Source organism: Cupriavidus sp. GW823-FHT06D04, from assembly GCF_058795055.1.
Genome location: NZ_JBXAHL010000002.1, coordinates 68,753 through 92,446, shown reverse-complemented (window position 1 = coordinate 92,446; position 23,694 = coordinate 68,753). Strand labels below are relative to the sequence as shown.

Annotated in this window: 28 protein-coding genes; 7 read left to right on the top strand and 21 right to left on the bottom strand. The window is 66.9% G+C overall.

The window, feature by feature from the left end:
• The first annotated feature begins 242 nt into the window (after positions 1-242).
• Positions 243-1,139, top strand: a complete 897-nt coding sequence (gene rpoH, locus AC1Q7H_RS04115; protein ID WP_371827408.1) for an RNA polymerase sigma factor RpoH — start codon at positions 243-245, stop codon at positions 1,137-1,139.
• 106 nt (positions 1,140-1,245) lie between these two features.
• On the opposite strand, the gene AC1Q7H_RS04110 is transcribed toward rpoH, so the two are convergent.
• From AC1Q7H_RS04110 to AC1Q7H_RS04090, 5 genes are all read right to left on the bottom strand, one after another.
• Positions 1,246-1,866 (bottom strand): SCO family protein, encoded by a 621-nt coding sequence (locus AC1Q7H_RS04110; RefSeq protein WP_211980662.1) that lies wholly within the window; start codon positions 1,864-1,866, stop codon positions 1,246-1,248.
• Between the two features lie 128 nt (positions 1,867-1,994).
• Entirely contained in the window at positions 1,995-2,939 is a 945-nt protein-coding gene (cyoE, locus tag AC1Q7H_RS04105) for a heme o synthase (RefSeq protein WP_013955446.1), read from the bottom strand.
• On the bottom strand, positions 2,936-4,048 hold the full coding sequence (locus tag AC1Q7H_RS04100; RefSeq protein ID WP_013955445.1) for a COX15/CtaA family protein: 1,113 nt from the start codon (positions 4,046-4,048) through the stop codon (positions 2,936-2,938). The genes cyoE and AC1Q7H_RS04100 overlap by 4 nt, the downstream gene beginning before the upstream one ends.
• Positions 4,049-4,058: 10 nt before the next feature.
• A complete protein-coding gene (locus AC1Q7H_RS04095) occupies positions 4,059-4,709 on the bottom strand; it encodes an SCO family protein (protein ID WP_194946769.1) in 651 nt (216 codons plus the stop codon).
• 53 nt (positions 4,710-4,762) lie between these two features.
• The gene (locus AC1Q7H_RS04090) at positions 4,763-5,530 is read right to left on the bottom strand and encodes an SURF1 family protein (RefSeq protein WP_211980661.1); all 768 of its coding nucleotides are present in this window, start codon (positions 5,528-5,530) and stop codon (positions 4,763-4,765) included.
• A gap of 75 nt (positions 5,531-5,605) precedes the next feature.
• Between AC1Q7H_RS04090 and AC1Q7H_RS04085 the strand changes: the two genes are divergently transcribed.
• Entirely contained in the window at positions 5,606-5,815 is a 210-nt protein-coding gene (locus tag AC1Q7H_RS04085) for a twin transmembrane helix small protein (protein ID WP_013955442.1), read from the top strand.
• 129 nt (positions 5,816-5,944) lie between these two features.
• Here the strand turns inward: AC1Q7H_RS04085 and AC1Q7H_RS04080 are convergent, their stop codons facing one another.
• From AC1Q7H_RS04080 to AC1Q7H_RS04045, 8 genes are all read right to left on the bottom strand, one after another.
• Positions 5,945-6,805 (bottom strand): cytochrome c oxidase subunit 3, encoded by an 861-nt coding sequence (locus AC1Q7H_RS04080; protein ID WP_013955441.1) that lies wholly within the window; start codon positions 6,803-6,805, stop codon positions 5,945-5,947.
• 144 nt (positions 6,806-6,949) lie between these two features.
• Positions 6,950-7,174, bottom strand: a complete 225-nt coding sequence (locus AC1Q7H_RS04075; protein ID WP_013955440.1) for a DUF2970 domain-containing protein — start codon at positions 7,172-7,174, stop codon at positions 6,950-6,952.
• A gap of 39 nt (positions 7,175-7,213) precedes the next feature.
• On the bottom strand, positions 7,214-7,825 hold the full coding sequence (locus AC1Q7H_RS04070) for a cytochrome c oxidase assembly protein (RefSeq protein WP_013955439.1): 612 nt from the start codon (positions 7,823-7,825) through the stop codon (positions 7,214-7,216).
• A gap of 17 nt (positions 7,826-7,842) precedes the next feature.
• A complete protein-coding gene (locus AC1Q7H_RS04065; protein WP_010814819.1) occupies positions 7,843-7,974 on the bottom strand; it encodes a cytochrome oxidase small assembly protein in 132 nt (43 codons plus the stop codon).
• A gap of 74 nt (positions 7,975-8,048) precedes the next feature.
• Positions 8,049-9,656 carry a cytochrome c oxidase subunit I gene (gene ctaD, locus AC1Q7H_RS04060; protein ID WP_010814820.1) on the bottom strand — a complete coding sequence of 536 codons (1,608 nt, stop codon included), beginning with the start codon at positions 9,654-9,656 and terminating at the stop codon, positions 8,049-8,051.
• 38 nt (positions 9,657-9,694) lie between these two features.
• Positions 9,695-10,957, bottom strand: coding sequence for a cytochrome c oxidase subunit II (gene coxB, locus AC1Q7H_RS04055; protein WP_013955438.1), 1,263 nt, complete (start codon positions 10,955-10,957; stop codon positions 9,695-9,697).
• A 58-nt stretch (positions 10,958-11,015) separates the two neighbouring features.
• Positions 11,016-11,525, bottom strand: a complete 510-nt coding sequence (locus AC1Q7H_RS04050) for a DUF2244 domain-containing protein (RefSeq protein ID WP_013955437.1) — start codon at positions 11,523-11,525, stop codon at positions 11,016-11,018.
• Positions 11,526-11,797: 272 nt separating this feature from the next.
• Complete coding sequence (locus AC1Q7H_RS04045; RefSeq protein WP_193351035.1) at positions 11,798-12,751, bottom strand: methyltransferase domain-containing protein; 954 nt, start codon at positions 12,749-12,751, stop codon at positions 11,798-11,800.
• A 70-nt stretch (positions 12,752-12,821) separates the two neighbouring features.
• On the opposite strand from AC1Q7H_RS04045, the gene AC1Q7H_RS04040 reads away from it, so the two are divergent.
• Complete coding sequence (locus AC1Q7H_RS04040; protein WP_249221243.1) at positions 12,822-13,490, top strand: ComF family protein; 669 nt, start codon at positions 12,822-12,824, stop codon at positions 13,488-13,490.
• A gap of 83 nt (positions 13,491-13,573) precedes the next feature.
• Positions 13,574-14,044 (top strand): tRNA (uridine(34)/cytosine(34)/5-carboxymethylaminomethyluridine(34)-2'-O)-methyltransferase TrmL, encoded by a 471-nt coding sequence (gene trmL / locus AC1Q7H_RS04035; RefSeq protein ID WP_211980660.1) that lies wholly within the window; start codon positions 13,574-13,576, stop codon positions 14,042-14,044.
• Between the two features lie 16 nt (positions 14,045-14,060).
• On the opposite strand, the gene AC1Q7H_RS04030 is transcribed toward trmL, so the two are convergent.
• From AC1Q7H_RS04030 to AC1Q7H_RS04010, 5 genes are all read right to left on the bottom strand, one after another.
• Positions 14,061-15,038 (bottom strand): Bug family tripartite tricarboxylate transporter substrate binding protein, encoded by a 978-nt coding sequence (locus AC1Q7H_RS04030; protein ID WP_013955432.1) that lies wholly within the window; start codon positions 15,036-15,038, stop codon positions 14,061-14,063.
• Positions 15,039-15,074: 36 nt separating this feature from the next.
• Complete coding sequence (locus AC1Q7H_RS04025) at positions 15,075-16,091, bottom strand: NAD(P)H-dependent glycerol-3-phosphate dehydrogenase (RefSeq protein ID WP_211980659.1); 1,017 nt, start codon at positions 16,089-16,091, stop codon at positions 15,075-15,077.
• A gap of 104 nt (positions 16,092-16,195) precedes the next feature.
• Positions 16,196-16,714 carry a protein-export chaperone SecB gene (gene secB / locus AC1Q7H_RS04020; RefSeq protein WP_010814828.1) on the bottom strand — a complete coding sequence of 173 codons (519 nt, stop codon included), beginning with the start codon at positions 16,712-16,714 and terminating at the stop codon, positions 16,196-16,198.
• 200 nt (positions 16,715-16,914) lie between these two features.
• Positions 16,915-17,172, bottom strand: a complete 258-nt coding sequence (gene grxC / locus AC1Q7H_RS04015; protein WP_013955430.1) for a glutaredoxin 3 — start codon at positions 17,170-17,172, stop codon at positions 16,915-16,917.
• Between the two features lie 83 nt (positions 17,173-17,255).
• Positions 17,256-17,669: a rhodanese-like domain-containing protein gene (locus tag AC1Q7H_RS04010; protein ID WP_041227714.1), complete on the bottom strand. Its 414-nt coding sequence runs from the start codon at positions 17,667-17,669 to the stop codon at positions 17,256-17,258.
• Positions 17,670-17,857: 188 nt separating this feature from the next.
• On the opposite strand from AC1Q7H_RS04010, the gene gpmA reads away from it, so the two are divergent.
• The 3 genes from gpmA (at position 17,858) to AC1Q7H_RS03995 (ending at position 21,331) form a co-directional block, all read left to right on the top strand.
• Positions 17,858-18,604 carry a 2,3-diphosphoglycerate-dependent phosphoglycerate mutase gene (gene gpmA, locus AC1Q7H_RS04005; protein WP_010814831.1) on the top strand — a complete coding sequence of 249 codons (747 nt, stop codon included), beginning with the start codon at positions 17,858-17,860 and terminating at the stop codon, positions 18,602-18,604.
• Between the two features lie 179 nt (positions 18,605-18,783).
• Positions 18,784-20,391 carry a S41 family peptidase gene (locus AC1Q7H_RS04000; protein WP_492380984.1) on the top strand — a complete coding sequence of 536 codons (1,608 nt, stop codon included), beginning with the start codon at positions 18,784-18,786 and terminating at the stop codon, positions 20,389-20,391.
• Positions 20,392-20,557: 166 nt separating this feature from the next.
• Positions 20,558-21,331 (top strand): HesA/MoeB/ThiF family protein, encoded by a 774-nt coding sequence (locus AC1Q7H_RS03995; protein WP_211980658.1) that lies wholly within the window; start codon positions 20,558-20,560, stop codon positions 21,329-21,331.
• 9 nt (positions 21,332-21,340) lie between these two features.
• Here AC1Q7H_RS03995 and mnmH read toward each other — a convergent pair whose 3' ends face one another.
• The 3 genes from mnmH to AC1Q7H_RS03980 form a co-directional block, all read right to left on the bottom strand.
• On the bottom strand, positions 21,341-22,444 hold the full coding sequence (gene mnmH, locus AC1Q7H_RS03990; protein WP_153953191.1) for a tRNA 2-selenouridine(34) synthase MnmH: 1,104 nt from the start codon (positions 22,442-22,444) through the stop codon (positions 21,341-21,343).
• Between the two features lie 191 nt (positions 22,445-22,635).
• Positions 22,636-23,115, bottom strand: a complete 480-nt coding sequence (gene bfr, locus AC1Q7H_RS03985) for a bacterioferritin (RefSeq protein WP_013955425.1) — start codon at positions 23,113-23,115, stop codon at positions 22,636-22,638.
• 126 nt (positions 23,116-23,241) lie between these two features.
• Positions 23,242-23,547: a (2Fe-2S)-binding protein gene (locus tag AC1Q7H_RS03980; protein ID WP_041227713.1), complete on the bottom strand. Its 306-nt coding sequence runs from the start codon at positions 23,545-23,547 to the stop codon at positions 23,242-23,244.
• Positions 23,548-23,694: the final 147 nt, after the last annotated feature.

The window sequence follows — 23,694 nt, the reverse complement described above, 5'->3', positions numbered from 1 at the left end:
TATCCTGTGCGCCGAACCGTGGGTATCGTTTCCGCCGCTCGAAGCGGTAAGTAGCTATGCTATCCGCAAGAGCAATCGAGTGGAACTATCACTGCCATCGGGACTCCAATTAGCACTCACCCGGCCTGAGTGCTAATATGTGTTGCAGTGCCGCCGACCAAGAGGCGCGGCACACCGGCAACCGAACCGCCGGATGCGAAAGGAGCCATTGAGTGAACGCAGTCTTGTCTGCCGACCAAACCCTGAATAACCGTCTGCCGACGGCACCCCGGAGCACGGGCAGCTTTGCGCTGACCTTCCCGGCCACCGTTGGCAACCTCGACAGCTATATCCAGGCTGTCCACCGGATTCCGTTGTTGACCGCGGAGGAAGAGCAGCGCCTGGCGCGCGAGCTCCGCGACCACGACTCCGTTGATGCTGCCCGCCAGATGGTGATGTCCCACCTGCGCCTGGTGGTGTCGATTGCCCGCCAGTACCTGGGCTACGGCCTGCCCCACGCCGACCTGATCCAGGAAGGCAATATCGGCCTGATGAAGGCGGTCAAGCGCTTCGACCCCGACCAGGGCGTGCGCCTGGTGTCGTACGCGATGCACTGGATCAAGGCCGAGATCCACGAATACGTGCTGAAGAACTGGCGCATGGTCAAGGTGGCCACCACCAAGGCCCAGCGCAAGCTGTTCTTCAACCTGCGCAGCCACAAGCAGGGCGCACACACGTTCACGCCGGAGCAGGTCGAGGCCGTGGCGCGCGAGCTGAACGTCAAGCCCGAAGAAGTGATGGAGATGGAAACCCGCCTGTCGGGCGGCGACCTGGCGCTGGAAGGCCAGATCGACGACGGCGAAGAGGAATTCGCCCCCATCGCCTACCTGGCGGACAACCACAACGAGCCCACCCGCGTGCTGGAAGCCAAGCGCCACGACCGCATGCAGGTCGAGGGTCTGGAAGAGGCGTTGGCCAAGCTGGACGAACGCAGCCGCCGCATCATCGAGGCGCGCTGGCTGCACGTCGAGGACGATGGCTCGGGCGGCTCCACGCTGCATGAGCTGGCTGACGAGTTCGGCGTCTCGGCCGAGCGCATCCGCCAGATCGAGGCCGCGGCCATGAAGAAGATGAAGGGGGCGCTGCAGGCGTTCGCCTGACCCGCTCCCCCAGCCATGCAAAAGGCCGGTCCACTGGACCGGCCTTTTTGTTGCCCGCGAGGGGACAAGTGCGACGTTATGCCGCACCCCTTCCCTCCCTTTCACATCACGACAGCAGCTGTTTCAGGTCGTGCGCGATCGGATCCGGACCCTGGCCGTGGCGGATGAACAGCCGCAGCTTGCCCTCCGGATCGAACACATAGCTGCCCGCGGAGTGGTCCACCGTGTAGTTGCTCGGGGAGCTGCCCGGCACCTTGGCATAGAACACCTTGAAGTCCTTGGTCACCTTCTGCAGTGCGGCTTCGTCGGCCGGGCGCAACCCCAGGAAGCGCGCATCGAAGGCCGGCACGTACTGGGCCAGCAGCGCCTGCGTGTCGCGTTCCGGATCGACCGTGACGAACAGCACCTGCACGCGGTCGGCGTCCGGGCCCAGTTTCTCCATCACCGCCTTCAGTTCGGCCATCGTGGTCGGGCACACGTCCGGGCAGTGGGTGTAGCCGAAGAACATCACCACCGCCTTGCCCTTGAAGTCGGCGATGGTGCGCACCTTGCCGTGATGGTCGGTCAGCGAGAAGTCCTTGCCGAAGTCCGCCGCGCCGGTGATGTCGACATTGCGGAACGAGACCTTCTGCTGCCCGCAGGCAGCCACGGCCAGCGCAAGCGCGGCCAGCAGGGAAAAGCGGCGGAAGGCGGCGAACAGGCCGGAGGCGGGGCTTAGGCGGGGCATGCGGCGGAAACCGGTCAGGGGTGGGAGGAAACGGCGGCACCGGAGGGCGGCGACATCACGCAGTATCGCCGATCGTGTCGCCACGCTGCGCCGGCCGCGACAAGATGCCGCAGCCGGTGGGCCACAGGTCACACCTGGGGCACGAACTTGAAGTAGTGGTCGACCAGCAGCGCGGCAAACAGCAGCGACAGGTACAGGATCGAGAAGCGGAAGGTGCGCTGCGCCAGTTCGTCTGAATAGTTGCGGTACATCTTCCAGGCATAGGCCAGGAAACCCGCGCCCAGCGCCAGCGCGGCCGCCAGGTAGATATAGCCGCTCATGCCGTAGACAAAGGGCAGCAGCGTCGCGGCGATCATGATCAGCGTGTACAGCAGGATATGCAGCAGCGTATAGCGCTCGCCGTGCGTGACCGGCAGCATCGGCAGGCCGGACTTGGCGTAGTCGGCGCGGCGGTACAGCGCCAGTGCCCAGAAGTGCGGCGGGGTCCAGGTGAAGATGATCAGCACCAGGAACCAGGCCTCGGCCGGCACCTCGCCCGCCACCGCGGCCCAGCCCAGCGCCGGCGGCATCGCCCCGGACAGTCCGCCGATGACGATGTTCTGCGGCGTGGCCGGCTTGAGCAGGATGGTGTAGACCACCGCGTAGCCGAGGAAGGTGGCAAAGGTCAGCCACATCGTCAGGTCGTTGGCGTAGACGTGCAGCAGCCACATGCCGGCGCCGCCCAGGATGGCGGAGAACACCAGGGTCTGCGGCGTGGTGATCTCGCCGGTGGCCGACGGGCGCCACGCGGTGCGGCGCATCAGCGCGTCGATCTTCTGCTCGACCAGGCAATTGATGGCAAAGGCCGCACCGGCCAGCAGCCAGATGCCGGCGGCGCCGCCGATCAGCACGCGCCACGGCACCATGCCGGGCGTGGCCAGGAACATGCCGATGATGGCGCAGAACACGGCCAGCTGCGTCACGCGCGGCTTGGTCAGGGCGGCGTATTGTCGGGCAAGGTGCCGTATCCGGCTCAACTTGCCCAGCGAATGGGGGTGGGTAGCGGTAACCACGGAAGGGGTCTTGTCTTTCATGTGGCGCGGGCGGCGTTCGGCACGGCAGCGGGGGCGCCGGCGGCCCGCATGGTGAGCCCTGCGAGCCCTGTATTGTAGTGGAGGCGGACCAGCAGCAGCAGGAGCAGCGCCGCGCCGCCGTTGTGCGCAACCGCGGCCACCAGCGGCCAGTCGAACACGATATTGGACATCCCGGTGGCCAATTGCAGCACCAGCGTGCCCAGCAGCCAGCCGGCCGCGCGCGCGAGCCCTTCAAGCCTGCGCGCGCGCAGGCCAAGCCACGCCAGGTAGCCCAGCACGACAAAGGCAAAGCCGCGGTGGACCCAGTGGATCGCCACCAGCGCCGCGTGCGGGATGTAGTCGCCGTCGGCGGTCATGCCCAGCTGGCGCCAAAGCGTGAAGCCGTGGCGGAAATCCATCTCGGGCACCAGCTGGCCGTTGCACAGCGGGAAGTCGGTACAGGCCAGCACCGCGTAGTTGGTGCTGACCCAGCCGCCCAGGAAGATCTGGATCACCAGCAGCAGCAGGCCGATGCGCACCGGCCAGCGCAGGCGCGCGGCCTGCGCCGCGACCGGGTGCGGCGGATCGTTGCGCGAGCCCAGCTGGATCAGCACGGCCAGCAGGGCCATGCCCAGCATCAGGTGCGTGACCACGATGACGGGCTGCAGCTTCAGGGTCACAGTGAAGGCGCCGAACGCGCCCTGCACGCACACCAGCAGCAGCACCCCGGTGGCGAACCACGGCGACTGCTTCAGCTCGCGCCGCTTGACCCACGCCAGCACCATCAGCGTGATGATCAGCACCCCGACCGCCATGGCGAAGTAGCGGTGGATCATCTCGATCCACGCCTTGGCCAGCGTCACCGGGCCGCTGGGCAGCGCGGTCTCGGCCGCGCGGATCGGCTCCATCGCGGCGTGCGGGTTGGAGTGCCCGTAGCAGCCGGGCCAGTCCGGGCAGCCCAGGCCGGAGTCGGTCAGGCGCGTGAAGCTGCCGAACATGATCAGGTCCAGCGTCAGGAACGCCGTGATCCAGGCGAGTTTGCGGTACTTGTTGCGGTCCCCTTTCACCAGCACGTAGGACAGCGGAAACAGCGCGATCAGGATGCCGATGATGGCCAGTTGCAGCAGCATGCCGTCCCCTTTAGCCGATGCGCGAGACCTTGAGCAGCTTCTTCAGGTCGCCGCTCATCTTCTTGGGGTCCGGGTCCTGCGGGAAACGCATCATCAGGTTGCCCAGCGGGTCGACCAGGAACAGGGTGTCCTCGGCGCGCTTGCCGGGTTCGGCCGGCAGCCACTGCTGGGCGGCCTGGCGGTCGATGCGCAGGAAACGCACACCGGCGTAGGGCTCGTTGTAGGCGGCGGTCAGGCGCTCGTCGATCTTGCCATCATCGGTCACCAGCCACACCGGCACGATCCGTTCGCGGTCCTGGCCCTGCCCGGCGCGGATCTGGCGGATGGTGAAGAGCTTCTTCGCGCAGGCCTCGTCGCAGGCGGACGGATCGGCGGTCACCAGCAGCCATTTGCCGCGGAACTGCTCCAGCGGCACGGCACGACCCTGCTCGTCGGTGACGCGCACCGGCGGCATCGGCCGCTGCGGGTCGACCAGCGCGCCGTAGTTGGTGGCGCCACCGCGCGGCTTGATCACGTAGTAGGTGAAGTAAGAGGCAATCACCGGCGACGCGCACACCAGCAACAGCATCAGCATCTGCAGGCGGCCGCGGCGCGTGCGCGCATCGATGCGGGTATCCGGCGGCGAGGCCGCGGCGGCCGGGGCGGAGTCTTGCTGTGCCATGGAGTACGTCTGTCCTTTGTCTTCGGCGAGCGCATGCGCCCGGTTCATTCGAGTTACGGTGCGGCCACCCGGCGCGCGCGGCGCCAGCCCAGCACGGCCACCAGCACCACCGTCAGCGCGGCCAGCCCGAACCACTGGAAGGCATAGCCGTAGTGTCGGTCCGCGCCCAAGTCGGCCGGGGCCCAGTCGCGCGCCAGGCCATCGCCGGTGTCGCTGCGCTGCTCCAGCACCAGCGGGTGCAGCGCCAGGCCGGTTTCGGCCGCATAGGCAGCGATGTCCAGGTTCTGGCGGATCTTGCTGCCAGCGGCGTCCTGGCCCAGGCTATAGACCCGCGGCACGGCCGCCAGTGCCGTGCCTTCGATCGTTACCTCGCCCTCGGGCGTGGGGAACGGCGCAATCCTGGTGCGGTCCTGGGCATCGCGCGGCAGCCAGCCGCGCAGCACCAGCACCGCCTGCATGGCGCCGGCGGCACCTGCTGGCGCTGGCGAGGCGGCTGAAATCCGCAGCGGCGTCAGCACCAGGAAGCCGGCGCGGCTATCCCCGGGGCTGCTGCCATTGCCGTGGGGGCGATTATCCAGCAATACGCTGCGGGCCGTGTCAAAGCGCCCGGTCACGCGGACCGTGCGGTCGGTCACAACTTGCGGCAGCGGCGCCGTGCCCAGCAACACCGGCGGCTGCGCCGACAGCGCCTGCAGCCGCGCCGCGCGCGCCTCTTTGTCGTGCGCGCGGTTGAGCTGCCAGTTGCCCAGCGCGCAGGTCACGGCGATCACCACCAGCGCGGCGGCCAGCGGCAGCGGGCTGAACCTGCGGCGCACTGTCATCGCCAGGCGGGACCACAACGCGGGCCGGTGCGATAATGGGTTTTTCCGTCGCTCTTTGCCCCGACCTGCCCCGCCATGCGCATTGTCATCATCGTTGCCTTCATCCTGATCATCGCCAGCCTGGCCTCCGCCCTGTTCTTCATGATGCGCGACCGCGGCACGACGCCCAACATGATGCGCTCGCTGATGCTGCGTGTCGGGTTCTCGGTGGCGCTGTTCCTGTTCATCCTGTTCTCGAACTGGATGGGCTGGATCCACAGCACGGGCATCCGCATGGCGCCCTGAACGCCAGGACGCGGGCAGCAGGCCCGCAAAAGACAAACGCCGCAGGCTAGACAACCTCCTGCGGCGTTTCTCTTTTGCGTTGGCGCCGGCCGCCCCCGAGGGGCGCGCCGGCGGGTACGGCAGCCGGATTTACAGCCAGTACACCACGACGTAGAGGAACAGCCACACCACGTCAACAAAGTGCCAGTACCAGGCAGCGCCTTCGAATGCAAAGTGGTGATCAGGCGTGAAGTGGCCCTTCAGCACGCGGATCAGCACCACGGTCAGCATGATAGCGCCCATGGTCACGTGGAAGCCGTGGAAGCCGGTCAGCAGGAAGAAGGTCGAGCCGTAGATGCCCGAGGACAGCTTCAGGTTCAGTTCCGAGTAGGCGTGCATGTACTCGTACACCTGGAAGCACATGAAGACCGCGCCCAGCAGGATGGTCAGCGACAGGCCCTGGATCAGCTGGCTGCGCTTGCCGGCCAGCAGCGCGTGGTGCGCCCAGGTCAGCGTCAGGCCGGACATCAGCAGCAGCGCGGTGTTGATGGTCGGGATCGGCCACGGACCCATGGTCTGGAAGCTTTCCACCACGCCGGCCGGGCCGGTGTTGGGCCACACCGCGGCAAAGTCGGGCCACAGGATCTTGTTGTTCAGGTCGCCCAGCCACGGCATGGCGATGGTGCGGGCATAGAACAGCGCGCCGAAGAAAGCCGCGAAGAACATCACCTCCGAGAAGATGAACCAGCCCATCGACCAGCGGAACGACAGGTCGATGTTCTTGCCGTACATGCCGCCTTCGGACTCGCTGATGGCGTCGCCAAACCAGCTCTTGAGCACGAACAGGAACCACAGCAGGCCGAAGCCGCACAGGTACGGCGCCCAGGGCTGCCCGTTTACCCAACCGGCGGCTCCCGCGCCCGTCATCAGCAGGCCGAAGCTTGCCGTGATCGGGTGGCGCGACGGGCCCGGTACGAAGTAGTACGGAGCGTTTGCGCGATTCGCACTCATTCTTTTATCTCCAGCTCAGAGTCTTTGATTCAGTATTCGTGATCCGCGCTTTGGCACTGCGGGCCGCCCCCTCCTCTGGGCCGGCCCCGCCGCCGCGGTTGCTTTGTTCTGCGACTGCTTTTGTTGTCTACCCTTCCTGCCCTGCTATCCCGCTGCCTGTCCCACCACGATGCGCACGATGACCACCAGCACCGCGATGAAGATGGCCGCCGCGATCACGCCTGCGATCACCACATGCACCGGGTTTAACCGGGCCATGTCGCGCTCGTGCTCGGCGCCTTTGCGCAGGCCGATGAACGACCACAGCACCGCGCGCATGGTTTGCGCGAACGACATCTTGCGCTTGACCGCGTCCTTCATCTCATCCATCGCCCGTCCTCCTCAGCCCCGGCATGCACCGCAGCCGTCTCAGATGCCCTTGCCGGCCGGTGCCGGCTGCGGCGCCACCTGGCCCTCGGGCGCCTGCGCCACCGGCGCACCCACCTCGAAGAAGGTGTACGACAGCGTAATATTCTTCACATCTTTGGGCAGCGCGGGATCGATCACGAACACCACCGGCATCTCGCGCGCCTCTTTCGCCTTGAGCGTCTGCTGCTTGAAGCAGAAGCACTCCAGCTTCATGAAATACTGGGTCGCCTGCTTGGGCGCGTAGCTCGGGATGGCCTGCGCCGAGATATCGCGCGGCTGCCCGTTGGCCACCTCATAGACGATCGTCGCCATCTCGCCCGGGTGCACTTCCATGCTGTTCTTCACCGGCCGGAAGGCGAAGGGCCCGCGCGCGTTGGAGTCGAACTCCACCGTGATGGTGCGGCTCTTGTCGACCTGCGTGTTCTTCACCGCGCCGTGCAGCTCGCGCGTGGTGATCACGTTGATGCCGGTGATCTCGCAGATCTTCTTGTACAGCGGCACCAGCGCATAGCCGAAGCCGAACATCACGGCCACGATCACGACCAGGCGCAGCATCATGCCGCGGTTGAACCGCTTGTCCGCTTCCCTGCCAGCCTGCTGGTCGTTGCTCATCTCGCTACCCTGCCGCCTCAGCCAAGAAACATCATCTTGGCGAAGAACCCCAGAAAGAAAACCACCACGATCGACAGCAGGATCAGGCCAAGGCGGCGGTTGGCGGCCTTCTGGTCCGGGCGTGATGGGCTTTTGTCTGGAGACTGCATAGTTGCTTCTGTTGCCTGCCGGCGCGGGAGGCGGACGCTGCCGCCTCCCGCTGCCTGATTACGCTGGCCGCGCCTTAGCGGACCTGCGGGGGAACTTCAAAGGTGTGGAACGGCGCCGGCGACGGCACGGTCCACTCCAGGCCCTCGGCGCCATCCCAGGGCTTGTCGGCGGCCTTCTCGCCACCGCGGTACGACGGCAGCACCACGAAGAAGAAGAAGTACACCTGCATCAGGCCGAAGCCCAGCGCACCGATCGACGCGATCGCGTTGAAATCCGCGAACTGGGTCGGATAGTCGGCATAGCGACGCGGCATGCCGGCCAGACCCAGGAAGTGCATCGGGAAGAAGGTGACATTGAAGAAGATGATCGAGCCCCAGAAGTGGATCTGGCCGCGGGTTTCGTTGTACATGAAACCGCTCCACTTCGGACCCCAGTAGTAGAAGCCCGCGAACAGCGCGAACAGCGAGCCGGCCACCAGCACATAGTGGAAGTGCGCCACGATGAAGTAGGTGTCCTGCAGCTGGATGTCGATCGGGGCCACGGCCGGCATCAGGCCGGTGAAGCCGCCGATGGTGAACACGAAGATGAAGCCGATCGAGAACAGCATCGGGGTCTCGAAGGTCATCGAGCCGCGCCACATGGTGGCGATCCAGTTGAAGATCTTCACGGCGGTGGGCACCGCGATCAGCATGGTCGCGTACATGAAGAACAGCTGGCCGGTCACCGGCATGCCGGTCGTGAACATGTGGTGGGCCCACACGATGAACGACAGGATGGCGATCGAGGCGGTGGCGTACACCATCGAGCTGTAGCCGAACAGGCGCTTGCGGGCAAACGCCGGCACCACCTGCGAGACGATCCCGAAGGCCGGCAGGATCATGATGTACACCTCGGGGTGGCCGAAGAACCAGAAGATGTGCTGGTACATCACCGGGTCGCCGCCGCCGGCGGCCGAGAAGAAGCTCGTGCCGAAATGGCGGTCGGTCAGCACCATGGTGATGGCACCAGCCAGCACGGGCATCACGGCGATCAGCAGGTAGGCGGTGATCAGCCAGGTCCAGCAGAACATCGGCATCTTCATCAGCGTCATGCCCGGGGCGCGCATGTTGAGGATGGTCACGATGATGTTGATCGAGCCCATGATCGACGACGCACCCATGATGTGCATCGCGAAGATGGCCATGTCCATGCCCGGGCCCATCTGCACCGACAGCGGCGCGTACAGGGTCCAGCCGGCGGCGGTGGCGCCGCCCGGGACCAGGAACGAGCCGGCCAGCAGCAGCGCGGCCGGCGGCATCAGCCAGAAGCTGAAGTTGTTCATGCGCGCGAACGCCATGTCGGACGCGCCGATCTGCAGCGGGATCATCCAGTTGGCGAAGCCGACGAAGGCCGGCATGATCGCGCCGAACACCATCACCAGGCCGTGCATGGTGGTGAACTGGTTGAACAGCTCGGGGCGGAAGAACTGCAGGCCCGGCTCGAACAACTCCAGGCGGATCAGCAGTGCCAGCAAGCCGCCCGATAGCAGCATGATGAACGAGAACAGCAGGTACAGCGTACCGATGTCCTTGTGGTTGGTCGCGAACAGCCAGCGGCGCCAGCCATGCGGGTGGTCGTGCGCGTGGTCGTCATGCGCGTGATCGTGCGGATGGGCGAGCGCGTCCGGGGTAGCAGTACTCATCGCAAATGCTCCTCTAATCCTGTTCTGTCTTCAGCGGGTCAGCCCGCGACGCGGTTGCCCGCGAGGCTGGCCTGCTTGTCAGCCTTGTCGGCCGGCTTGGCTTCGGCCTTCGGCGCTTCGCCGCCGGCCGCGCCGCCGCCCTCGGGGAACTTGCCCGCGCGGGCACCCACGAAGTCGCTCGGCTGGATCACTTCACCCGTCTTGTTGCTCCAGGCGTTGCGCGTATAGGTCATGACCATGGCCAGCTCGGTATCCGAGAGCTGCTTCCACGACGGCATGCCGCCCTTGCCTTCGAGCAGGATGTGCATCTGGCCGGCCTTGGGGCCGTTCACCACCTTGGAGCCGTCCAGCGCCGGGAAGGCGCCGCCGCCCTTGCCGTTGGGCTGGTGGCAGACCGCGCAGTTGGCTGCGTAGATCTTCTCGCCGCGCACCTTGGCCTCGTCCAGCGTCCAGGTCTTGTTGGGATCGTCGGCCTTGGCCGCCAGCTCCTTCTTCTTGCCGTCGACCCACTTGGTGTAGTCGGCGTCCGAAACCACGCGCACCACGATCGGCATGAAGGCGTGTTCCTTGCCGCACAGCTCGGCGCACTGGCCGCGGTACACGCCGATCTTCTCGGCCTTGAACCAGGTGTCGCGCACAAAGCCGGGGATCGCATCCTGCTTGACGCCGAAGGCCGGGATCATCCAGGCGTGGATCACGTCGTTGGCAGTGGTAACGATGCGGATCTTCTTGTTGACCGGCACGACCAGCTCGTTGTCCACCTCCATCAGGTAGGTGTTCGACTTGGGCTGCTCGTTGTTGATCTGCTCGCGCGGGGTGGTCAGGGTCGACACGAAGGAGATGCCTTCGCCTTCGCCCTTCAGGTAGTCATAGCCCCACTTCCACTGGTAGCCGGTGGCCTTGATGGTGACGTCGGAGTTGGTGGTGTCCTTCATCGCCACCACGGTCTTGGTCGCCGGCAGGGCCATCGCAATCACGATGATGAACGGGACGATGGTCCAGATCACTTCGACCGTGATGCTCTCGTGGAAGGCAGCAGGCTTCGCACCCTTGGACTTGCGGTGCTTGAAGACGGAATAGAACATCACGCTGAATACCGCGATGAAGATCACCGTGCACATGATCAGCATCATCCAGTTCAGCCAGTGAATCTGTTCGGCGATCTTGGTAACCGGCTCGGTCAGGTTGAGCTGGCGCACGGCGGGGCCGCCCGGCATGTCGCTGACCGCGGACGCCGTCTGGCTGGCAAGCAGGGACGCGCCGGCCAGACAAACTGCGGATGCCTTCTTCCACATTTTCATTTGTTATCTACCCAATTTACAGATTCAAATCTGTCCCCGCCGCCGCCACCGCCGCCTCTCAGAGGCGGCGCAAGGCCGCTGCGAGCTCCTGCGCGAACTTGCGTCGCCGGTACGGGTCCACGTAACACCCCACCTGTACCTCACGCCCGCCCGAGCGCAGCGTCACCAGCGCGCGGAACGATTCACCCAGTTCGACCCGCACCCAGCGCGGGTTGAATTCCCGGCGCGTCACCTTTGTGCCGCTGGCTGTCTCCACGACCAGCATGCCGTCGGTAATGCTGACGCGCTCATAGTCTGTCGCATGGCGCGCATACACCAGCAGCGCGATCCCCAGCCCGATCAGCTCGATGCTGGCAAATGGCAGCACGAGCCAGGACCCTTGCCACGCGAAAAACAACGCGATGGCAAGCGAAACCGTGAGGATCGAGAGGTAAAACCAGCCGACCTGGCGTGGAGACAGCGAGCAATTCCGCTTCATCAGCCAGTCGTGGGGCGCGGGGAGAGGTCCGTCGAGATTTCCGCCGGAGTCACCACCTGCCGTCTGGAGTGCGATACCCAAGTCTTGCATCGCCAACCACTCTGCATCGGATGCACACCCGGGACGATGGCGCCCGGGCCGCACAGTGCAAGTGCAAAACCAGGACGTTCTTGTGCCAGGGGACCACTGCGACAAACTGGCGCATTATAGGGCGCTTCCTATACACGGACAAGGGCGCGCCTTGACCGGACGGCTTGCGCGCCGCTTGATTCTGTGCATAGGGAAGAGCCCCGCCATCGCCCTGCCCGCCGCGCCGGTGCTATGTTTGCGGCAATCCCGCACCGGCGCAAGTTAACTCTGTTTTAACTTGTCCGGCGCGGCCTTGCACGGCCGATCTGGTCCAGCGGCACCACCGCGCGGCCCTGGTCGTCGACCGCCTGGCCGCCACGCGGGGCCAGCTTCCAGGCGTGGCCGTAGACGATCTCGAAGGTGAGCGGGATCACGCCGTCGGCGTTGCGCCGCCGCTCCAGCGCCTGCGCCAGCGCCTGGTACCAGCCGCGGCCGCGCAGGCCCTGCGGCAGCGCAGCGGCCGGCCCGCGCAGGCCGCCGAAGGCCTGCACCTCGCGCAGCAGCGTGGCGGGGGACTCGTAGGTCACGGTCAGCGTCTCCATGTCCATCACCGGGGTGGACCAGCCGCTGTGCACCAGCATGTCGCCGATATCGTGCATGTCGACAAAGCGCAACGTATGGGGAGCTTCGTCGACTTCGGCAAAGGCCGCGCGCAGCTCCTTCAGGGTGTCCGGGCCGAACAGCGAGAACAGCACCAGCCCTTCGTCGCGCGCCACGCGGTGCCACTCCGGGAACACGCGGTGCGGCTCCGGATGCCAGTGCAGCGCCAGGTTGGACCACAGCAGGTCGAAGCTCGCGGGCGCAAAAGGCAGTGTGGCAAGATCGCCCTGGACCAGGTCAAAGAGCGGCCGCTTGCCCAGCATGCGGCCGATCCAGCCGGGCCGGCGCTGCGGGTCGCGCTGGCCGGCCTCGGCCAGCATCGCGCCGGAGATGTCCAGCCCGGCAATCTGCGCATCCGGGAAGCGGTCGCGCAGCCCGGCCAGGCCCTGACCGTGGCCGCAGCCGATATCCAGCGCGCGCTGCGGCGCCAGGCGGATCACTTCCATGCGCTCCTGCATGCGGCGGCCGATTTCGCCCAGCAGGAAGTCCAGCTGGCCGAAGCCGCGGCTGCGCCGGTCGAAGGCGAGCCGGGTCAGGCGCGCGGGGGGCAGGAAGGCATCGGGGGAATCAGCGGCATGCAGGGACACGGGCAGACAGGGCAGCAAGAAAATCAGGAACCGGCGCGGGGGCAGATACAGGATCAGGCCCGGGCGCCGGATGAACGCGGCCGCGGCGCCCGATGGGCTGCGGCCGGACGGCAAGTATACGCGCGCGCCGCGCTGGCTGCCGGCGCCGCCGGCAAGGTGCTGGCCGGCCTGCGCGCTGGCGCTGGGGCGCCACTTCCACTGCCCGGCCTGCGCCGCATCGCCCCTGGCATTCGATCACGCCCACACGCTGGGCGACTACGCGTCGCCCCAGGACCAGCTGGTGCTGGCGCTCAAGTTCGGCCACGCGCTGCCACTGGCGGGCTGGCTCGCGGCCCGGCTGGCCGCGGGGCTGCCGGGGGCTTGGGCCGGCGCCCGGCGGGCGCCGCCCGACCTGATCGCACCCATCCCCCTGTCACCGCAGCGGCTGGCCGCGCGTGGTTTCAACCAGGCCTGGGAAATCGCGCGGCCGCTGGCGCGCCACTTGGGCCTGCGCGCCGACCCGGTGCTGCTGCAGCGCCAGCGCGACACCGGCAGCCAGCGCGCGCTGGACCTGGCCGCCCGGCAGGTGAACCTGCGCGGCGCCTTCCGGCTGGCGCGCGCCGTGCGGCTGGACGGCCTGCACGTGGCGCTGGTGGACGATGTGATGACTTCCGGCGCCACCGTGCACGAAGCCGCCAGCGTGCTCAAGGCGCATGGCGCGGCCCGCGTCAGCGTGATCGTCGCGCTGCGCACGCCGTAGCTTTGGATGACACTGGCCGGTGCGCGCGGTAAGCTGCGCACCGTTCTGACGAAGGGCGCAGCGCGCCCGCCATCCCCTGCATCATGTTCAATGTCGTCCTGGTCGAACCGGAAATCCCGCCCAATACCGGCAATGTGATCCGCCTGTGCGCCAACACCGGCGCGCAGTTGCACCTGGTCAAACCCCTGGGCTTTCCGCTGGAAGACGCGCGCATGCGCCGCGCGGGACTGGATTACCACGAGTACGCCACCATGCGCGTGCATGAAAGCTGGGACGCGCTCATGGCCAGCGAGCAGCCCGACCCGGCGCGCATGTTCGCGCTGACCACGCGCGGCTCGACGCCGTTCGGCCAGATGGCGTTCCGGCCCGGGGACTGGTTCGTGTTCGGTTCCGAGACGCGCGGGCTATCACCGGAGCGGCGCGACTGGTTCCCGCCCGCGCAGCGCATCCGGCTGCCGATGCGGCCCGACAACCGCAGCCTGAACCTGTCGAACACGGTCGCCGTGGTGGTGTTCGAGGCGTGGCGCCAGAACGGGTTCGAAGGCGGCAGCTGAGCCGCCCGGCCAGCGCCTACTCCGGCTGCACGCCGGCGGCGCGGATCACCTTGTCCCAGCGTGCCTTCTCGCTCACCATGGTCTGGCGCAGCGAGGCTGGCGCGGTACCGGCCGGCACGAAATACTGCGCGCGCATCTTGTCGCGCACGTCGGCGCTGCCGATGATCGCCACCAGCTCGCGGTAGAGCCGGTCGATCACAGCCTGCGGCGTGCCCGCCGGCGCCAGCACCGCCTGCCAGGAAATCGCCTCGAAGCCCGGGTAGCCGGATTCCGCCACCGTCGGCACCGACGGCAACACCGCCGTGCGCCCCGTGGTGGTCACGGCCAGCACGCGCAGCTTGCCCGCGTTGACCTGCGGCATCGCGATCGCCGGCACCATGAAGCCCGCCTGCACCTGCCCGCCCACCATCGCCGTGGTGATCTGCGGGAAGCCGGGGTACGGCACGTGCTGCAGGTCGATGCCCGCCATCGCCTTCAGTTGCTCCATCGCCAGGTGCGAGGCGCTGCCGTTGCCGGGCGAGCCATAGTTCAGCTCAGCCGGCTTCGACCGTGCCAGCGCGACGAACTCGCGCAGGTTGTGCACCGGCAGGCGCGCATCCACCACCAGCACGTTGGGCGAGGTCGCCACCAGCGTGACCGGCGCCAGCTGGCGGAACGGGTCGTAGTTCAGGTTGCGCGACAGCGTCGGCGCGGTCACCAGCGGGCCGTTGATGGTGAACAGCAGCGTATAGCCATCGGGGGCGGCGCGCGCCACCATGCCGGTGCCGATATTGCCGCCGGCGCCGGGACGGTTTTCCACCACCACCGGCTGGCCCAGCGCGGCGGCCAGCTTTTCGGTCACGATGCGCGCGATCAAGTCGGGCGACGAGCCCGGCGGGAACGGCACCACCATGCGGATCGGCCGCGCGGGCCAGGGTTGGGCGAAGACGCTGCCGGAAGTCCCGGCAGCGCAGGCAGCCGCCAGCGCGATCAGCGCTTGTCGTCGTGTGGGCATGCGGTGCAGAGGATCAGAAGGTGGATACGCGGGTAGTCATTCGTCGCGCGCGTCGCGCTGCAGCAGCTGCGCCACCGCATCGGCGGCGCTCAGCCCGTCGAACAGCACCGCGCAGACCGCGCGGGCGATCGGCATCTCGACGCCGTGCGTGGCGGCCAGCTCGGCCACCGCCTGGGCGCAGCGCACGCCTTCGGCGACGTGGCCCAGCCCGGCCAGGATCTGCTCTAGGCTCTGCCCCGCCGCCAGCTGCTGGCCGACCTTGCGGTTGCGCGACAGGTCGCCGGTGGCGGTCAGGATCAGGTCGCCCACGCCGGCCAGGCCCATGAAGGTCTCGACCCGGCCGCCCAGCGCCAGCCCCAGGCGCGTCATCTCGGCCAGCCCGCGCGTCACCAGCGCGGCGCGCGCGTTCAGGCCCAGGCCCAGCCCGTCGCTGGCGCCGGTGGCAATGGCCAGCACGTTCTTGACCGCACCGCCGACTTCCACGCCGGTCAGGTCGTCGCTGCCGTAGATGCGCATCGCGTGATGGTGGAAAGCCGCCTGCGCGCGTTCGGCCAGCGACGGCTCGTTGCCCGCCACAGTCAGCGCGCACGGCAGCCCCAGCGCCACCTCGCGCGCGAAGCTGGGGCCGGTCAGCACGCCGTAGGCAAAGCCCTCGGTGCGCCCGGTGGCATCGAGCTCGGCCCGCACCATCTGGTGCGGCAGCAGGTGGGTGCCGGACTCGAAGCCCTTGCACAACCACAGCATCGACACCGGCCTGGCGCTGCGCGCGGCCAGCCGGCGCGTCATCTCGCGCAAGCCCGCCACCGGCGTTGCCACCACCACAATGCCGTCGGCATCGTCGGCGGCATGCGCCACGGCCTGCTCGAAATCCGCCTGCACCGCCAGCCGCCCGGACAGCGTCACGCCGGGCAGGTAGGCGGCGTTCTCACGCGTGGCCGCAATCGCCGCGAGTTGCGCGGGATCGCGTCCCCACAGCACCACGTCGTTGGTGGCCGCGGCATGGCTGGCGAGGGCGGTGCCCCAGGCACCGGCACCGAGGAAGGTCAGTTTCATGGCAGCTCGAACAGAAGATGGCGCGGAGGTTCACGCCACCGATGGTAGTCCAAAGTCGAAACGGGGCCGCAGCCCCGTTTCGATGATGGCTCAGGCCGCCGGAATCAGTGGCGGGCCTGGCTGCCGTCGGGCATCACGATGCCGCTGTTGCCGCCTTCGGCACCCTGGGCTTCTTCCATGGCGGCCTGCAGGCGTTGCTCATACAGCGCCTGGAAGTTGATTTCCGACAGGTGGATGGCCTGGAAGCCGGCGCGGGTGATCACGTCAGCGATATTGCCGCGCAGGTACGGGTACAGGATGGTCGGGCAGGCGATGCCCAGCAGCGGGTCCAGCTGCTCCACCGGCACGTTGCGGATATCGAAGATGCCGGCCTGGTGCGCTTCCACTAGGAAGGCAACCTTGTCCTGCACCTTGGTCGTCACGGTGCCCGTCACCACCACCTCGAAGATCCCTTCCTGCAGCTGCGAAGCGCCGACGTTGACCTGCACTTCCACCGACGGGGCTTCCGATTCCAGGAAGATGCCGGGCGAATTGGGCTGCTCCAGCGACATGTCTTTCAGGTAGACGCGCTGGATGTTGAAGAAGGGTTGATCGTCCTGCTGGGTGTTTTGCTGGTCGCTCATGAAAGGCTTCCGGGAGGATGGGCTGGATGTGCATCGGGCGCGGCGGCCGCAGCCCTTGCGTCGTGCAAGGGTGGCCGGTGCCCGGTTGGAAAACGCATATGGTACATGACGCGGGTGGCGAATTCACCCGCGCCGGGGGTGTGCCGGAACCGGCCCGGCGCGGAATCAGACGATTCCGCGCCAGCGCCGGCGCAACCGGCTCAGGCAGCCAGCAACGGCACCAGGCCACCCTGGCGGTCCAGCGCCGAGAGGTCGTCGAAGCCGCCCACGTGGGTCTCGTCGATGTAGATCTGCGGCACGGTGCGGCGACCAGTACGGGCCATCATCTCTTCACGCTTGCCGGGTTCGCGGTCGATCAGGATCTTCTCGATCATTTCCACGCCCTTGGACTTGAGCAGGCGTTCAGCCATCAGGCAATACGGGCACACAACGGTGCTGTACATGACGACACGGGCCATGCGGGTTCTCCTTGAATGCAATGCGCGCGCAGCCCGGCCTGGCCGGGGGCGCGCTGTGACGGATACGGCGGTGCTGCCCGGGATTACTTCACCAGCGGCAGGCCTGCCTGCTGCCAGGCGGCGATGCCGCCCTCGAGCGCGTAGATCTCACTGTAACCGGCTTCCTTCAACGCTGCCTGGGCCTTGCCCGAGCGCTGGCCGGTCTGGCACACGACGATGATGGGGGCAGCCTTGTCCTTTGCAAGGCCGGCCGCGCGCGAGGGCAGGTCGGCCAGCGGCGCGCTCTTGGCTTGGGGCAGGTGACCCTTGGCATACTCGGCGGGCTCGCGGATGTCGACCACGACCGCGCCGCGCTTGTTGATCAGCTGGGTCGCGGCGGCCGTATTGACGGTCTTGCCGCGGGTGCTGCGCGAAATCGCGGGCCAGGCCAGCAGGCCGCCCGAGACCACGGCGAGGGCGATCAGAGCGAGGTTGTTGTAGTCGGCGAAGAAATTCACGTTGGCATTCCGGTAGGTTGGGTCGGCGGCATTATAAAATACGCGGTTTGGCGTCCAGGCCCTGCCGTCGCATGGCCATCCGCCATTGTCGCCTGTCTGAGACATGGGATGTCCACAAGGAACCCATCAGCCCCCTCCAGGTGACGGCGCGGACGCATGCAGGTTACCTACTCTCTGGAAGCAGCAGCATGTACAAGCTCGTCCTCATCCGCCACGGCGAATCCACGTGGAACCTTGAAAACCGCTTTACCGGCTGGGTCGACGTCGACCTGACCGAAACCGGCGCCGACCAGGCGCGCCAGGCCGGCAAGCTGCTCAAGGATGCCGGCCTGGGCTTTGACGTGGCCTATACCTCGGTGCTCAAGCGCGCCATCCGCACGCTGTGGCATGTGCAGGATGAAATGGACCTGATGTGGATCCCGGTGCGCAACGAATGGCGCCTGAACGAGCGCCACTACGGCGCGCTGGCCGGCCTGAACAAGGCAGAAACCGCCGCCAAGTTCGGCGACGAGCAGGTGCTGGTGTGGCGCCGCAGCTATGACACGCCGCCGCCCGCACTGGAGCCCACCGATCCGCGTGCCTCGTACGACGATCCGCGCTACGCCAATGTGCCGCGCAACGAGATCCCACTGACCGAGTGCCTGAAGGACACCGTGGCCCGCGTGATGCCGTTGTGGAACGAATCCATCGCCCCCGACATCCAATCCGGCAAGCGCGTGGTCATTGCCGCCCATGGCAACAGCATCCGCGCGCTGGTGAAATACCTGGACCAGATCTCGGATGACGATATCGTCGGACTCAATATCCCCAACGGCACCCCGCTCGTCTATGAGCTGGACGCCGACCTGCGCCCCCTGCGCCACTACTACCTGGGTGACCAGGACGCCATCGCCGCCTCGCTGGCGGCCGTGGCCAGCCAGGGCAAGGCACGCTGAAGCCGGCCCGGGCGGCCGCGCGCGGATGTGCGGCCGCCCACCCTGAGTCGGGACGGGACAGGCCCGTTTCACCACACGCACTTATACTGTCGGACAAACCGCCCGGCGCCGGGCGGCCGCAGCCGGCATAATCTCCCTACCGTACACCAGTACTTCGAGTACACGTTCAGGCAGCCCTCATGCGCAAGACGCTCAAGAACATCAGCCTAGTTTCTGTCGGCCTCGTCGCCGGCGTGCTCGCCACGCTGCAGATTTCGGCGACCGCCCAGAACTCATCGGGGCCCTTGCCGCTTGACCAGTTGCGGCTGATGGCCGATATCTTCGGGCAGATCAAGCGCGAGTACGTGGAGCCGGTCGATGACAAGAAACTGCTGACCGAAGCCATCAAGGGCATGGTCGCCAGCCTCGACCCGCATTCGTCCTACCTCGACGAGAAAGACTTCAAGGAACTGCAGGAAGGCACGCGCGGGCGCTTTGCCGGCCTGGGCATCGAGATCTCGCAGGAAGAAGGCCTGGTCAAGGTGATCAACCCGATCGAGGACACCCCGGCCTTCCGCGCCGGCATCCAGCCGGGCGACCTGATCACCCGCATCGACGACAAGCCCGTGCGCGGCCTGCCGCTGGAGCAGGCGGTCAAGCGCATGCGCGGCGAGCCCGGCACCAAGGTCACGCTGACCATCTACCGCAAGAGCGAGGAACGCACCTTCCCGGTCTCGATCACGCGCGCCGAAATCCGCGTGCAGTCGGTCAAGGCCAAGATGCTGGACAACAATATCGGCTGGATCCGCCTGACCAGCTTCCAGGAACGCACCATCTCCGACTTGTCCCGCAAGCTGGCCGAGCTGGCGCAGAAGAACCCCAACATGAAGGGCCTGGTGCTGGACCTGCGCAATAACGGCGGCGGCGTGCTGCAGGGCGCGGTCGGCGTGGCCGCGGCGTTCCTGCCGGAAGACGCCACGGTGGTATCCACCAACGGCCAGGTGCCCGATGCCAAGCGCGTGTACAAGGCGTCGTACAACAACTACCGCCTGTCGTCGCTGGAAGACGATCCGCTCAAGGGCCTGCCCGCGCTGTACAAGAAGATCCCGATGGTGGTGCTGACCAACGCCTACTCGGCCTCGGCCTCCGAGATCGTGGCCGGCGCGCTGCAGGATCATCACCGCGCGCAGATCATGGGCAAGACCACCTTCGGCAAGGGCTCGGTGCAGACCGTGCGCCCGCTGACCAACGACACCGGCATCAAGCTGACCATCGCGTACTACTACACGCCGAGCGGCAAGTCGATCCAGGCCAAGGGCATCCGTCCGGACATCCCGGTCGACCAGAACCCCGAAGGCGATCCAGACGACGCGCTGATCACGCGCGAGATCGACACCGAGCGCCACCTGCACAACAAGCAGGAATCGGAGGAGCCGGAAATGACCGAGCGCGAGCAGCGCCGCGTGGACGAGCTGCGCCGCCTGGAAGAAGAGAACGCGAAGAAGTCACCGGAAGAGCGCGAGAAGGACCGCCGCAAGAAGCCGGTGGAATTTGGCTCGGCCGAAGACTTCATGCTGCAGCAGGCCATCGCCCAGCTCAACGGCCAGCCGGTCAAGCGCTCCAAGTCGAAGCTGGAAACCAATCCGCCGGCCGAAAACGGCAAGGCGGCAAAGCCCTCGGGCAAGAGCGGCGCCAAGGGCGCCAGCGCACCGGCAGCCAAGCCGGCGGCACCGGCCCCCGCCAAGCAGCCGCCAGCCAGCGCCCCGATCGGCGAGCCGCTGGGCACGCCGACGGGCAAGGCTCCCTGAAGCCGGGGCTTGCGCCACACCAGAAGCGGCCCTGCGGGGCCGCTTTTTTCATTCCCGCCCGCCCGGCATGGGAAAGCAACTTGGAGCACAATGCCAGGCGTGACCTGCCCGGCCCTGCCGCCCTCACCGCAACACGAAGCGCCGCACCAGCCCCGCGCCAGCCATCATGAACGACGACCAGAACGACGGCCTCAACGACGAACAACTGCTGCGCTACTCGCGCCACATCCTGCTGGACGAGCTCGGCATCGAGGGCCAGCGGCGCCTGCTTGCCGGCCATGCGCTGGTGATCGGCGCCGGCGGCCTGGGCGCGGCCGCGCTGCCGTTCCTGGCCTCGGCCGGGGTGGGCCGCATCACGGTGGTCGACAACGACGAAGTCGACCTGACCAACCTGCAGCGCCAGATCATCCACACCACCGCCAACGTGGGCCGTCCCAAGGTGGATTCGGCGCGCGAAGGCATGCTGCGCATCAACCCCGGGCTGGAGATCGTGACGGTGCCCGCGCGCGTGGGCGATGCAGAGCTTGACCAGCTCGTCGCCACGGCCGACGTGGTGCTCGACTGCTGCGACAACTTCGCTACGCGCCAGGCGGTCAACCGCGCCTGCGTGGGCCACAAGGTGCCGCTGGTGTCAGGCGCGGCGCTGCGTTTCGATGGCCAGATCAGCGTGTTCGACCGGCGCCAGCCCGACGCGCCCTGTTATGCCTGCCTGTTCCCGCCGGCCGAACCCGCGCCGGAAGTGGCCTGCGCCACCATGGGCGTGTTCGCGCCGCTGGTCGGCATGGTCGGCACGGTGCAGGCGGCCGAGGCGCTCAAGCTGCTCGCCGGTGTCGGCGAGAGCCTGGCGGGCCGGCTGCTGATGGTCAATGCGCTGTCGATGGAATGGACCACGATGCGGCTGGCACGTACGCCGGATTGCCCGGTCTGCGCCGGGCACTGAAGCCGAAGGCTAGTCCCGCTGCGCCGTGTGCGCCCGCAGCCAGTCGGTGACGGCGGCGCGGTCGCCGCGAAAGACGATGCGCGCCTCGTGCTGTTCGCGCTGGAAGGCGTACATCGGATCGTAGTACTCGCGCAGCAGCACGGCAATCCAGTCGCGGTGCAAATCCACCTCGCCCCGCTCCGCCTGCTGCGCCAGCGCCTGGTCCAGCAACGCTGACAGCTTGCCGTAGCGGGCGCCGCCCAGCCGCGGCGAGATCCCGGCCATGGCCTCGCGCAGGCGCGTGGCGTAGGCTTCGAAGCCTTCCGTGCTGCCCTTCTCGGCGATGAACTCCGCCGCCAGCCCTTGAACATAGTCGCGCAGCACGCGCTCCACGCGTTCATCGAACGACGCGTCCAGCCACACCAGCGGGCTGGCCTGCATGCGCTGCGTCAGCGCCTGCGGCACGTCGCGGCTGCCGATATAGCGGCCCTCGTCCTCCACCACCAGCGCGCGCCAGCCTGCGTCAATATGCCGCAGTACGTCGATGGCCAGTGCGTTCTCGAAATCGATCTGCGGCGGTTGCGCCAGCGCGCGCCGCCCGAAGGCCGAGCCGCGGTGCCGCGCATGGCCTTCGAGGTCGATCGCGGCGGGCACGTCGGCCAGCACATCGGTCTTGCCGCTGCCGGTCAGGCCGCCCAGCACGAACCACTGCTGCTCCGCCGCCGCAGCATCGGTGGTCTCGATCAGAAAGCCGCGCATCGCCTTGTAGCCGCCAGTCACGCGGGGGTAATCGACACCGGCCGCGTGCAGCCATTGCTGCACCAGCTGCGAGCGCAGCCCGCCGCGGAAGCAATACAGGTAGCCGTCCGGATGCGCGCGCGCAAACTCCGCCCAGGCTGCGATCCGCGCCGCCTTGCGCAGGCCCGAAACCAGCTGGTGGCCAAGTTCGATTGCCGCCTGCTGGCCCTTCTGCGCATAGCACAGACCCACCTCATGGCGCTCGGCATCGTCCATCAGCGGCAGGTTGACCGCGCCGGGGAAGGCCCCGCGCGCGAATTCCAGCGGCGCGCGCACGTCAAGCATGGCCACGCCGCTGAGGAACAGGGTGCGGAAGTCCGCGGTGTCAGGGCGCATCACTGGTCATAGGGTGAGTTCCGCGCGGCGCCGTGGCGGGACAGGAGCCTTTGCCCGCCAGCGACGCCTGGATGAAGACAGGAATTGGAATGAGAAGGGTTACTGCCAACAGGCGAGCAAAACGGCGATGCCGAATGGCGCCGCGCGCTGGGGCGGGCCGCTCATCGAGAGCGGCCACGCCGGAGACCGGCTTATTGCTCGCCCGGCTCCAACTGCGACTGCAGGTAGTTCTGCAGCCCAACCTTGTCGATCAGGTCCAGCTGCGTTTCCAGGTATTCGATATGTTCCTCCGTATCGGTGAGGATATCGACCAGGATTTCGCGGCTGACGTAATCGCCCACGGATTCGCAGTAGGCGATGCCTTCCTTGACGGTGGCGTGCGCGGTCTGCTCGAGCTTCAGGTCGCACTTGAGCATTTCGGGCGTGTCTTCGCCGAGCAGCAGCTTGTGCAGGTCCTGCAGGTTGGGCAGGCCGTCCAGCATCAGGATGCGCTCGATCAGGCGGTCGGCGTGCTTCATTTCGCCGATCGATTCCTTGTACTCCACCTCGCCGAGCTTCTTCAGGCCCCAGTGGCGATACATGCGGGCGTGCAGGAAATACTGGTTGATCGCGGTCAGCTCGTTCTTGAGCTGGGCGTTCAGATGCTGGATGACCTTCTTGTCACCTTTCATTGGCGGCTCCTGTTGCACCGGGCCCGCGCAAAAACACGAAACGGCGCCAATGGCGCCGTGCAGTCAGTGAAAAAGGAAAAAGCGCAAAAGCGCGCCGTGAACCGGATCTTCAGTTCATGGGCGCGTTCAGGCCACCAGCGCCTTGCGCTGGTCGTTCGCGACTGCCGGGTCCCGAGTGTCCATTATGGTACATGGGCCCGATGCGGAACAGGAAGAAATCTCCACAACCTGGATGTTGGCGAGGGTCGCCACGGTGACGTTGCGCACCGCTGCCACGCCTTCCTGCAACACCTGCTGCGCGCAGTCGCGGCAGCGGCCGCAGCACGTGCCGACACCAAGCGTTTCGGCCAGTTCGTCGAGGGTTTCGATGCCCAGGTGCGCAGCACCGTGAATCTCACGATCGGTGATCTGGTTGCAGATACAGACGTACACAACTCCCTCCTGTGGGGCGCGTGGCACCGGCATGCCACTGCGAATGAACGTCAGAATATCAGAGATCAATAATGATAACAATTCCCATTAAGCCACATAGGAAGAGGTCGGGTAGACGCCACAGGATGCAAAAAGAAGGCGGCTGAG